Source organism: Microbacterium sp. MPKO10 (genome assembly GCF_026107415.2).
GTDB lineage: Bacteria > Actinomycetota > Actinomycetes > Actinomycetales > Microbacteriaceae > Paramicrobacterium.
The window spans coordinates 502,453-515,344 of the sequence record NZ_JAPCHX010000006.1 but is presented as its reverse complement, the minus strand read 5'-3'; the positions used below and the strand labels follow the sequence as shown (position 1 = coordinate 515,344).

At 61.6% G+C, this 12,892-nt stretch carries 6 protein-coding genes; 3 read left to right on the top strand and 3 right to left on the bottom strand.

Features of this window, described 5'->3' with window-relative positions:
* Nucleotides 1-34 precede the first annotated feature (34 nt).
* Nucleotides 35-6,142 carry an ATP-binding protein gene (locus OK352_RS16005; protein WP_265142499.1) on the top strand — a complete coding sequence of 2,036 codons (6,108 nt, stop codon included), beginning with the start codon at nucleotides 35-37 and terminating at the stop codon, nucleotides 6,140-6,142.
* A 227-nt stretch (nucleotides 6,143-6,369) separates the two neighbouring features.
* A complete protein-coding gene (locus OK352_RS16000; RefSeq protein WP_265142498.1) occupies nucleotides 6,370-7,545 on the top strand; it encodes a hypothetical protein in 1,176 nt (391 codons plus the stop codon).
* Nucleotides 7,546-7,982: 437 nt separating this feature from the next.
* Here the strand turns inward: OK352_RS16000 and OK352_RS15995 are convergent, their stop codons facing one another.
* A complete protein-coding gene (locus OK352_RS15995) occupies nucleotides 7,983-8,624 on the bottom strand; it encodes a hypothetical protein (RefSeq protein ID WP_265142497.1) in 642 nt (213 codons plus the stop codon).
* 195 nt (nucleotides 8,625-8,819) lie between these two features.
* On the opposite strand from OK352_RS15995, the gene helR reads away from it, so the two are divergent.
* Entirely contained in the window at nucleotides 8,820-10,970 is a 2,151-nt protein-coding gene (helR, locus tag OK352_RS15990) for an RNA polymerase recycling motor ATPase HelR (protein ID WP_265142496.1), read from the top strand.
* 3 nt (nucleotides 10,971-10,973) lie between these two features.
* On the opposite strand, the gene OK352_RS15985 is transcribed toward helR, so the two are convergent.
* Nucleotides 10,974-12,233, bottom strand: a complete 1,260-nt coding sequence (locus tag OK352_RS15985; protein WP_265142495.1) for an MFS transporter — start codon at nucleotides 12,231-12,233, stop codon at nucleotides 10,974-10,976.
* Nucleotides 12,234-12,276: 43 nt separating this feature from the next.
* Nucleotides 12,277-12,819: an ArsR/SmtB family transcription factor gene (locus OK352_RS15980; RefSeq protein WP_265142494.1), complete on the bottom strand. Its 543-nt coding sequence runs from the start codon at nucleotides 12,817-12,819 to the stop codon at nucleotides 12,277-12,279.
* Between the last annotated feature and the right edge of the window lie 73 nt (nucleotides 12,820-12,892).

The window sequence follows — 12,892 nt, the reverse complement described above, 5'->3', positions numbered from 1 at the left end:
ATGAACCGATTGGGCTTGCAAGGAGAATGGGTATATGACGCAGTCGCCGCTGCCGGGTGAACAGAGCGCGCTGCGCGGCTACCGGTGGCAGTACGATCACGTGGCACGCCTGGTGTACGACGCAATCGTCGATGGAGAATTCGACAAACTAGTGCTTGCTTCGACCGGTGCCGGTCAAGTTGATGACCTCCTGCTGTCGCTCAAAGGCCGACGGGAGGCATACCAATTCAAAGGACAGTTAAGTCGAGCGACGATGACGTTCAATGACCTTGTCCGGGCTGGTAGGACCGCAGCAAAGCAACCGACCGACTCGCTGTGGAGGGCGCTTGCTCGTGGGTGGCAGCAGCTGGAAGCCAAAGATCAACGACCGCTGACCGTGCATCTGTCGATGGCGGCGACGTACTCGACTTCCGACCACGTTACGGACGTGCCGGGGAATCCGTCTCCTGGCCATTTTCGAGCGTTCACTGCAAGGGCCTTGGAGCCGCTTATACAAGGCAGCAAGACCGTAGAGGATCTGCCGGAGTGGCGTATACCGTTGCAACGGCTGCAGGAGGGCTCTGGTCTTGATCAAGACGACTTTTTACGATTCATCCCAGCGGTTCGACTTGAGCTCGGCCTAAGTGAAGCTCTCGACCGTGCGGACGGCACCAGGGGCGAAGACCTGAGGGCACTCTCGAATGCCTTGCTCCGCGAAGTCGGCAATGCGAGCGGACCTGTTGAACTGGATCGCGACCAAGTGCTCGCCCTCGTGAACTGGGGCAACCGGACGTCGTTTCGCAGCGTCCACGAGTTCCCCATAGATAAAGCGACCTACTCTCCGTTGACGGGCGCGATCGAGCTGCTGCGGGACAAGCTTGGAGACACCACAGCCGGATACATTGCGATCACTGGTGCGCCGGGGGCGGGTAAGTCGACTCTTCTGGCACAGACGCTTGCTGAGCTGCCCGACCGCGTCGTGCGCTACTACGCGTTCATCCCAGGTCGCGCCGGCAACGCACGGAACCGATTGTCCGCGGAATGGTTCCTCCACGACCTCAGTACCATGCTCCGTGATGCTGGGTTGCGTCCGGGGCCCAAGAAGCTACCAGCGCGGACCGTGCACGAACTCCGTCAGTCAGTTCAGGAGCAATTGGATGCGGCTGCGGAAGATTACGCAGCAAATGGCCGGCGAACCGTCGTCGTCGTCGACGGTCTCGACCATGTACAACGGGATTACTCGGGGAACGACGCACTTACGGCAGAACTGCCCGCACCAAGCGACATTCCCGTAGGCGTGATCTTCCTCGTCGGGTCACGAGATCTCAGCCCGCTGCGCGGCGAGACACAACAGTTCATTGAGGATGCTGGCACTGAAATTAATCTGGAGCATCAGCGACTCGATAAGAGCGCGGTCATCGAGGTCTGCGAGCGGCTCGATGCGACAAAAGGGTTGACTCGATCAGTCCACGAAATTATTGCAGCCCGCAGCGCGGGCCATCCGCTGTCGCTTGTTTACTTGCTATCCCGCATGGGCGACTACACCGGTGATGACCCGGGTGGTTTTGTTGCGATGGTGCCGCAATATGATGGCGACATCGCCATGCTCTATCGCGCTGCCTGGGATTCTCTGGATGCGGACGGGGAACTCGAACGGGTTTTGCGCATTTGCAGTCGACTGCGAATTGGGTTCGATCTTCGGTGGATGAGCACGTGGGCTACGGATTCGACCACGCGGCGGTTCAGGACACAGCTGCGCTATCTCTTCCGGCAAGAGCGGGGAAGGTGGCGGTTCTTCCACGATTCGTTCCGGCAGTTTGCCCGCGAACGAACGTCGATCGGTGACGACCGTACCCCGGACCCTGCGGTCGACAAAGAAGCCCACCTCGAAGTTGCCGACATCTGTGAATCAAGTGCCGATTCGGTCTATGCTGCGCAGGCCTTGTTTCACCGATATCAAGCTGATGATTTCAATGCGGTGTTGCGTCTCGGGACCCAGGACCGCTTTCGGCGTCAGTTTCGTGAGTTACGTGCCGCTCCGGAGATCGCCGACGACACGAAGCTCGTATTGAGTGCGGCAGCACAGCGAGCTGACTTCACTGGTCTGCTTCGCGGGTTGCTTATGCTTTCAGAGATCTCTGACAAGTCGTCTGAAATCGAGGATGTTGACGTGTGCAGAGTCTTGCTGCACGCCGGCCTCGTGGAGTCCGCGATCGACTACGTCGGCGATGAGCAAACCCTCCGTGTTCCGCTCGCGCAGGCCTACAACCTGGCGGCCGACCTGGCAAGACAGAGCAATTCCGCCGGCGAACGCGTTTTCAGGTTGTTCCAGCACTTCGGGTTGGAGCAGCCCGGTGGAGCGTACGGTGTGCGGACCGAGTCGGATATAGCGGAGTCGTGGGCCCGGTGTGCGGCCTATTTCCTTCCCCTTGATGCCGCGTTGGCCAGGATGACAGCCGAGCTACCGACCCAGGTCGGCGACCGCGAATGGGAGTTCTACCGTGCCTACAACCTCTTCGATGAAACGGTATCGGCCTATCTTAAGGAGCTCAATGTCATATCGTCGGATACATTGCAGGCGATCGATTCAATGCTCCTTGACGAAACCGAGCTCCTAAGCCGCAAGAAGCTGTCCAAGGAGCGAACGTCGGACCTGACCGCGCTGCTCGCCGACCTCCGCGTCCGGGTTCACTCTGCGTTTATTGGCACCCTTGAATCGTTCGACGAGTGCGTCGAGACGTTCAAAGCGTTTCGCTCCACCCTCAGGGGCATCCCTGTCCGCGAGACCACCCTCCTCAACCTTGCTTTCCTTGAAGCGGACTACGATTCCGCAGAGCGCGCGCTCGAAACGCTGTTGCGAACGAGCTTCTCCAACACGCTGACCCTCTCCGAGCTCGGCGCTTCCGGGGACTCCAGCGCGATCGCAAACCACCTTTACTATTGGCGGCTTCGTCACGAGTTGGAGATCAAGCTCGGTCGCCGACCTGCTTCGTTCCAGGCAGGGCCGATATCGTCGTGCCCGACCGCTACGGCTACACCGGCCGGAAACAACATCGAAAGCAGCGCCCCCATCCATCGCGACACCCAAGCGATACGGCTCGTTCAGCGAATCGACCTGTTAGTACGTCACATTGCGCTTACGCATGCCCTCGTTGCAGCCGGAGCCTACGTCGGTGAAGATGAGGCGTGGGAAGCGATCAGTGTCGTGACGACACTCTTCCCGCTAACGACGGGTAGGCGACCCGACCATTCGCTCCACTCGCTGCGCGGCAAACGAATTGAACTGCATCACCTCGCAATCGATGCTCTCGAAGCCGTCAGCCCAAAGCTAATTAATCGTTACGAGCAAGCAATGAGCAGAAAGTTTGCTTCCCAAGGACAGGATTGGCATTCGGCACTCCGCGTTGCGCTTGGCGTCAAACTGACTGGCGCAGCCGGTGCGGCCCCTGAGTGGTTGAACGATTCGCTCGCAAAACTCGAGGCAGAGGCGCCGGAACAGGGTATCAACGGTGCCCTCGCTGACCTCGTCGCTCTTGTGGACGCATACTCCGACGTAGGGCTACCAGAGGAAGCCAAGCGCGTCTGCTTGACGATCTGGCGAACCTCGTTCGGGCTGGGGTCACGGAACGACTACCAACTTGCGCGTTGGGTGCAGTGGTTTGGCCGTGCCGCACCCCGCCTGAAAAATCTGGATGACGAAGCAATGTGGTTTGCGCGGGTACTCGCTGCCGCACAGCCCCTCACCGACCAAGGCATCGGCGCTGAGTATTTGCCAGAATCCCTGGCATCGGCATCCCCCCGGACCGCTCTCAATACGTTCGAATACCTCGTCGCACATGGCGCAGTTTCCCACACTATCGCGATGGCTAACCTGCTTGCTGCCCTTCTCCGAGTAGGTAACCTCGATCGCGAGTCGATTCAGCTTGCGTCAGAGTTCACCAGCGCTGTCATTGCAGCCGCTGGCAACTCGTTTCACCCCGGGCTGGCGGAAGCGCTCGCAAAGTGTGCGGCACCTGCTGTCCTTGGCAACCTCAAGGCAGAGCTTGCCAAGGTCGCCCTGCCGACTACTCGGGAGTCATGGGCAGCAGCCCTCGGGAAGACGCCCGAATCAGAGAACCCGCAGCCGCGCGAAAGCGATGAGTACGGCGGCCTGGAGTTGCGGAGCGAGACCCGATTGTCGACGTCCGAGGTTCAATCGCGCGCCGTTGATCTCGAATCACTCCGTGCTCTCGTCGCCGAGGAGTCGACCTCATCGTATTTCGACTGGATACCCGTGCTGGCCAAGAACTTCATTGCGGTCGACGCGCGTGTTATCACGGACGTGTTCACAGGGACGCGGCATGAAGGGAAGGTTCTTGTCTGGGCCGCAGAACGGGAACTCGGCGAGGGGCGAATCGAAACTTCCCAAGTGCTTGCCCGAGACGCGCTCACCGGCGCTCCGCTCGGTGCTTGGTCTAGCGTCCGCGATACGGTGAGACGCGACGCGATCCGGTTGCTGGTTGTTACCGAAGCGATGACTCCCACCGATGCGGCGCAAGACTTCGTCCGATTCGTCACCGATGAGTACTGGTACAGCAGCATGCTGAACACGGACGTTGACGAGATCTTCGCGACTTTCGGTGCGGACACTTCCGGTCCTGAATTCTGGGAGATCGTCCGCGAATACCTCGACGGGCTATCAGAAAACCTTCAGATGCCGTCACCTGTGACAGAACCTCCCTCACTCAAGTGGTGGATCGCAGCGGCTCTGCCTGGTCAGCGTTCCGCTTCGCCGCTAACAGCGGCTGAAGCGGTTGCGGAGTTGGTTTCTATGCACCTGACGCATCCAATTTGGCCGGTACGAGATGGAACGGTGCAGGTGATCGTCTCCGCACTGAAACGCGGTTCTAAGGAAATCGTAAACGCACTGCTACGGCTCGTCGACACAGATGTAACAGACGACGTGCTCGAGGTTGTTGCCGCCTGTCTGGCCGCGGCTGGCTCGGTTAGAGATCCAGCGCTGGACCCGTTGCGCGCACGCATTACAACGCACCAGAATTTCGTCATCCGGCGGCTCTCAGCGCCAGATTCAGCCAGCCATGAGCTGAGGATTGCCCGCTCGTTGCCAGCCATCTACAGCCTGCAACTACCAGAAAACTACGGACCGGAGCCCGAAACACGCCTCGGCGCTGACCCGCCCTTCCTTGCGCCTTTCGAAGGCGCATATCGGCTCCTGGCACGCGTGTCCGGCCTGGACGTCAATACGATCATTACGGTGGCGGGCCACTATGCCACAAAATCGCTTGAGAACCTGCCCGAGTCCGAACCCGCCAAGTCAGCCTTGCTCGATGCAGGAATGAAACTGATTCACCCCAGTTCGGTGGTTCTCGCATCCAGGGCTGCATTTGGGTACGTACTAGGTGACCTCGTCGACTCCGGAAGAGTTGGCCCCCTGCCGTTGCACGTTGAGAGCGTGCTGAGGACGGGAGATGTCGCAATGGTCGGACGAGGGTACGACCGGATGCCGAACATGTTCCCGGCTCACCCGCCGGCAGGTCACGATCAGACTGCGGAAGCTTGGGCGGCGGGAGCTGAAGCCCGCATCGATGAGTATGTCCGTTCGTTCCAGACGGGTCCGGATCAGATCATCGGCGCGCGGGGCAACCTAGCGATCTTGAACTGGCCGCATGTCGAAGAGCACTTCGCATGCGATATCGTCCGACGCGGCGAATCACGGATGCGAACCGTCGTCAGGGTGAATGCGTGGACTTCCGATCTCGCCGCAACTTCACTTGCCCTGGGTGAGCTTGACGAGGCACCGTTCCTGCTTCGAAACGAGAGCAATGCGTTCATGGAACGGCATGCAAACTGGTTGGCGCTACACCCGGGTCTTGCCAGCCTTCTGGGCTGGAAGTCTGACTCAAAGAGCATAGGGGGTTGGCGAACGGCGACAGGCTGCCCGGCGGCCGCGACCACGATTTGGACCAATGGCACCTGGGGTCGGTACGGTCAGATGTTCGATGACGCAGTGTCGGAGGGATGCGCGGTGGTCCTGACACAGGAGGGACTGTCTGAGGTCAAAGCACTTCTCGGACCCCTTGACCTCATTCTGAGCCTGTCGCGCATGGATCATCATGGCAATGGACTTGAGACGAAGGTTTCTCGTCGCATCGAGCTGGGATGACCTAGTGTGGTTTGGCGTCACGGAATCCACGCATGCTACGGCAGAGGGCTCGTTGATTAGGTCGTCGAAGGTCGAACTGATGAATAGCTGGTAGCGCTCATCCATGCCAGAGAGGCTTTCTCTCGTACAGAAGCTTTAGACCTGCGCTCGCCATGCGCGCCGACGCGGCAGTGCCCGTGGTACGCGCCTCGTGCCAGATTCAGGGTCTCGAACCTGTAGCTTCGATCATGATGAACCAAGATTCCAACGATCCCGATGAGAGTGAACCTGATGAGGCCGATACTGAAGTAGCTACTGATCGGCACATAGGGATCACCGGTTTTCACCTGCCCCCGAGGTTCACTCGGTCCGTACTCCCGGATATAGATACTTACATCGCTAGGACTCTCGAGCCGTGGCAGAAGCAGATGCAGGCGCAACTGCAATCACTCATACCTGATATTTCGTCTATAACAAAAGATCTGGTCGAACCGCTCAACCGGAGCATCCTCGAGCAACTGCAAAGAAATCTCCCGGACACAGAAGCGCTGACCCGATCAATCACTGTGCCACTCAATGAGCAGATTCAGAAGCAGCTGGCTTCGATCACGGTGAACCTGCCAACCTTCTCAGTTCCGTCGATCAGTCTTCCCGCACTCAAGGGGCTCGCACTGAGCCCGGTGACCGAGTCGATGATCAGGCGGATCACCGATCAGCAATCAACGATGCTAGACGGCCTACGGGCCTCTCTCAAGCCGCTCCTCGACCCGGAGCTACTGCGCGGGATCAACCGTTCATTCTTGCCGCCGAACCTCAAGGAGTATGCGGACGATATCCGCGCGACCGAGGTTCACTCGTTTCTCGAGCAAGAAGGAATTCCGCTCTACTTGGTTCCCCGTGGGCGCACGGCTGTGCGGCTGCTTCAAGCGAAAGACCGTCCGACTCGCAGGCAGATTCTGAGCAATTGCTACGGATCACTCATCCAGGACTGCGCGGACGTGCTGGAGGACGCCCGTGAGAGTGTCATCGGGAGTGCCGTCGAGTTCGCACTTGACGGACTCGGTGCGATGCGCGCCGGTCACACTCGATCGGCTCAGGCCATGTTCACCGCCACACTGGACACGCTCATCTACGAGTTCTATCCCGACCGTAGGGACCGCGGCCTCATTACCAATCGCAAGAAGGGCGCTGACGTTCCCAACGCCATCGACGAGATGGGTGTTAGCGAGGCGCTGGTATGGCTGCCGATCTGGAATGCCCACGAGGAGTTCTGGAAAGACAAAGGCGATCAGGTGCCGCACTACTACTCGCGCCACGCGAGCGTGCACAGCGTGACTCCTCGACAGTATAGTAAGCGCAATTGCATCCAAGTACTCATGCTCTTGACCAGCCTCATCGGGTATGCGGAACGCATGGCGCGTTGATTACACGCGGATCCCAACTTGAGGCTAGGTTCCCGTCGCCCACCAGGAACCCATCTCAATCACTCCTGGCGGACCGGCGATGATCGGGTACACTGGAGGGAGGCGAAACGCCTACTTCCCAGTCCACACTAGGGAACCCGAGACAATCCAAGATTTTCGGAAAGACCCGCTCTGACCAGGGATTTTCAAGGGGTCGCAGGTTCAAATCCTGTCAACCCGACAAAAAGTCGCGGAAACGCATTGGTTTCTGCGACTTTTCGCCGTGCACGCCGAATGACTCTGACGACGAATCACTCCTGCGCAGCGCCAATGCGACCGTCGACACGGTACTGCGCCCCGGTCACGAAAGAGCTCCCGCCCATACCGACGGCGACGGCAACGACACACGTGCGTCATCACGCCTCAGCACATCGTGGACCGGGCCGAAACGAGATTCCTCACGGACGCCGATTGAACATGTCGCGGGCCGTGCCAAACAGCTGGATCACGTCTGCTTCCGTGTACCCCTCGATTCCCGGAAGCAGCAGGTACGGGACGTCGAGACGAAGGTAGGGTTTCGGACCGACAAGGACACGAATCGAGACCGGAAGCGCATTCACCCGCGCGTGACCGACGGGAGTGAGAGGCATCACCGCGCACATGCCACCAGGCTCATTCTTCGTCATGATTCGCCGGTATTCCGGCGGTCCCACATCACCCCACGGAATCGGACCAAACCCGCGCAGCCGAATTCCCCACGCGTCGAGAACGACAGGTTGCAGGTCCGCGCGAACACGGGAGCGCTGCGCGCCACCGACGAGGGCGATGGCAAAAGAGCTGACGCCTCCCACGAACATCACAAAACCACCGAGCGGTACCAGCAGCAAATAGCCGACGGTGCCTCGCACGATAATGCCGGTGATCATCGTCACCGTGCCGATCATGCTGATGATCGAAAAGACAAGAAGTATCGTCTTCTGGCGCTTCCGCCATCGCTCGTTGGGGCCCGTCGGGCGGCCGGTCAGAGAGATGGTGCCGTGGGCGTGAAGCTGCTGCAACGCATTGGCGAGCAGCCCGGTTGAAGCGTATGAATCGGTCATGAGTCCCCGTCGGCCACCTGAGCCTGAGAGTGCGCTGGCACCATAACGTGTTGTCGCACTTCCAGTCTATCTGGCGACACCCCACTTGCGGCAAGGCCCCCTCAAGGGCGCAGAATAGAGCCTCCACGCTCGCCGCGCCCGCGGCATCCGCCAGCCATTCGCCGTCGCACACTCGTCATCACCCAGGAGTCGCCTGTGTCATCTGTCAGAACGTCCGTCTTCAACCTGCCCGCTGAACATGCCGCGCGGGCAACCCCCGAACTCGTCGCCGATGATGACGCGCATCTGGCTGCGATCGCCGACGCGATAGACCAGGAAGTCAATGACCTCACGCGCCGTCGCGACGAGCTCCGGCGAGCACCCGCCGGAGGCGGGCAGAAGGCTCTTGATCGCGACCTTGAGATTCACCGGATTTCATCGCGTCTGCGGCTGCTCCGCCGCTTCGGGCTCGATGTGTGCTTGGGACGTATCGTGCCCGACGGGGGAGAACCTCCGCTCTACATCGGCCGACTCAGCGTCACCGACGCCGAAGGCGACATGTTGCTCGTCGACTGGCGGGCCCCGGCTGCCGAACCGTACTTCGGTGCCACGCACGCCACACCTATGGGTCTGGCCAGCCGCCGCCGCTACCGGTGGACAGGCGGACGCATTACGGACTACTGGGATGAAGCATTCACCGAGGACGCCGTCGAGCGCTCATCAGCGCTCGACGACCAGTCAGCATTCATCGCGAGCCTCGGGGCGAGCAGATCAGCGCGCATGAGAGACGTCCTCGGCACGATCCAGGCGGACCAGGATGCGATCATCCGCGCTGACTCCCGCGGCGCACTCGTGGTGGACGGCGGCCCCGGCACGGGCAAGACCGTTGTCGCCCTGCACCGTGCGGCGTATCTGCTGTACACGCATCCCCGTATCGGGCGCGGCGCCGGCGGTGTGCTGTTTGTCGGCCCGTCGTCACCGTATCTCGCCTACGTCTCAGATGTTCTGCCGAGCCTTGGGGAAGACGGCGCACAGGTATGCACGATCGCCGACATGGTGCCGCAAGGAGCGGATGCTGTCGCTGAGGCAGACGCGCGGGTGGCCGCACTGAAGGCCTCGCCGGAGTTCACACGCACCATCGACCGGGCGGTGAAGCACTACGAGCGGCCGCCACACCGTGACCTACATCTGGAGACCGAGTGGGGACTCGTCACGATATCGCCGCATGACTGGCAGACAGCGTTCGCGGCCCCGACGCCCGGAATGGCTCACAACGACGCGCGCGAAGAGGTCTGGACCGAGCTCGTAGACGTCGTCGTCGACGCCTACGCCGATGATATTCCCGAGCAGGCGCTCCGCCGCTCCCTGCGAGGCAACAATGATCTGCTGACCACGTTCGACGAAGCTTGGCCCCTGCTGGACCCCGTCGGGATCGTCGCCGACCTGATGTCGGTACCTGCGTATCTCCACCAGTGCGCCCCGCACCTGTCTGCCAACGAGGTTCAATTGTTGACACGCGATGAGCCACAAGCCTGGACGTTCGCGGATCTGCCGATTCTGGATGCTGCCCGGCTCCGCGCGGGTGACCCCGCCGAGGTGCATGTGCGGCGTCAGCGTGAGGCTGCCCTGCAACGTCAGCAGGACACCATGGGTCACGTCATCGACAGACTGCTCGAATCGCACGTGCACGACGACGGCGAAGGTGTACTGCCCATGCTGAACGTCAGCGATACCCACAATTCGCTCATCGACGAATCCCAGCTCCCGCACCTCGATCCCGACACGCTTGCCGGGCCTTTCGGCCACATCATCGTCGACGAGGCGCAGGAACTCACAGACGCCGAATGGCTCATGCTGCTGCGCCGCTGCCCGTCGAGAAGCTTCACGATCGTGGGGGACCGCGCACAGGCCCGCCACGGGTTCACCGAGGCTTGGGAAGACCGCCTCGCCCGCATCGGGGTCGACACGGCGGCCCAGACGAATTTGCGCATCAACTACCGGACGCCTGGAGAGATCATGGATGCTGCCGAGCCCGTGATCCGCTCGGTGTTCCCCGACGCGAACGTGCCGATGTCGGTGCGGGAGTCCGGAGTGCCCGTGGCCACGGGGGAATACGCCGAGCTTGACAGCATCCTGAACGCGTGGCTTGCCGACCACGCGGACGGCATCGCGTGCGTGATCGGCGACCCCGACCGGACGGATACCGCCCGCGTGCGCTCGCTCAGCGCGGCGTCAAGCAAGGGCCTCGAGTTCGACCTCGTTGTGCTGATCGAGTCGCCCGAGAGCGTATCGACGACGGAAGCCACCGTCGACCGGTACGTGGCGATGACACGCGCGACGCAGCAGCTCGTCGTGCTGCGTCGTTGAACGTCAGGCTTCGGCGTTCGGTGACGTCTTCGCGGGGCGGAGCGACATGGTGCGCAGCATCCTGTTGCTCAGAGGGAAGACCATCAGACACGCGAGGCCCGCTCCGTAGAGCGCGAACGGTACCCAGAGTGCGGTGACGGATGCCAGTGCCCCGAATCCGGCCATCGCGAGCGGCATGAGGCAGTCGTCGCCGAGCCGGGTGATGGCGCTCATTCGCCCGAGGAAGGACGTGTCGACAGTGGCGGCGAAGGTCGAGCTGAGCAGCACCGAGGCATAGCCCGCGGTCAGACCGATCACGAATGCTGCGGCTCCGACGACCCAGATCGGCCCGATACCGAGGAAGAGGATCGCCACCCCCTGCACAACCAGGGCTCGGAAGCCTGCATTCGCCTCACGACGCGGCCGCCACTTCGCGATCCCTGCGGCACCGATCGCAGCGCCGACACCGACGAGTGCCTCGAAGATGCCGACAGCCTCGGCACCCCAGCCCTGATCGGTTGCTCGCAGAGCGATTCCGATGCCCATGGCCGGGCCGACGGCCAGGTTGAGGCCAGACACGGCGATCACGAGCGTCCGCGTGGTCGGAGCATCCTTCAGGTGTATGAATCCGCGCGCGATTCCTCGCAGAGCAGACTCCTTGTCGTCACGGGGAAGGGCGAAGCGCGGGCGCAGCCAGATGGCGAGGAACGCGACGACGACCGCGAACGTCACGGCGTTTGCCGAGGCGCTTCCCACCATGCCCGTGTGCGCGACGAGGACCCCGCCGATGGCCGCGCCGCCCATGGTTCCCAAGCGCGTGGCCGTCTGCATGACCGCAGAGTACGACGGCAGATCCTCCGTGCGCACGAGCTGACGTGAGATCGTGCCGGCGGATGGCTCATAGAAGGCGTCGCACACGCCGAAGGCGATGGCCGCGATCAGGAGGACGATGACTGACGGTGTGGCCGCGAGGACCCAGAGCGCCACGGTGACGAGCACAGCGATGCGGATGCTGTTGAAGACGATCATCACATGACGGGCATTTGCGCGGTCGGCGAGTGCGCCACCGAAGAGCAGAATGATTGCCCGGGGCACGGTGCCCGCGGCGACGATGATTCCGGCCACCGCGGGGGAGGTGATCTGGACGGCGGTCCAGGCGAGCGCGATCGTCCAGATGGAGTCGCCCGCGTCTGAGAGTGCTTTGATGCCGATCCATGCGTGTACCGAGAAGTCTCGGCGAAACGGTGGGGGCTCGCGCAGGAGTTGTGGCTCGACAGAGGTCATAGTGATCCCTTGATCATGTGTGGTGATGCTGGAGGCGGGGTGATTACGGAGTCGTCGGAAACCCGTGGGCGAAGAAGAAGACAGGGCTTCGCTCCTGACCGTCCTCGGTATCGATGCTCTCGGTCCATGCCGCGAGCGTGGCCCTGAGCGCGTCCGACAGCTCGGTGAGCTCCTGTGGTGTCGCCCAGGTGAGCGTGTCGGTGCTGAAGCCCTCCCACTCCGGATGCTGCGATGCGCGCTTCTTCCACGCGTCGAGACGACGCAGCTGCAGGGCGACGTTCGCGCGCTCGGCCTCGCGCGCCAGCATCCTGTCGGACGGTGAATCGTCGAAGTCGGTGATCGACCAGGTGAACGTGGCTCGCTTCAGCTTCCACCAGCTCGTGCGCTTGTCGCCATCAGGAGATTCGACGCGTTCCACGACGTCGGCCCGCTCCAGCATCCGGAGGTGATGGCTGATGCTGCCCACCTGCTGGTTGAGCGCCGCGGCTAGCGCACCCACTTGGGCAGTTTCGCACAGATGGAGATGGTCGACAATGCGACGGCGCACAGGGTGGTGAATCGCGGTGATGGTCTCGATCTGCTCCATGACCTCAACGCTAAACGCGATGCGTCGATTCAACAAGACTTCTTGTATACCGCGAAATCATGCGGAAGCCATC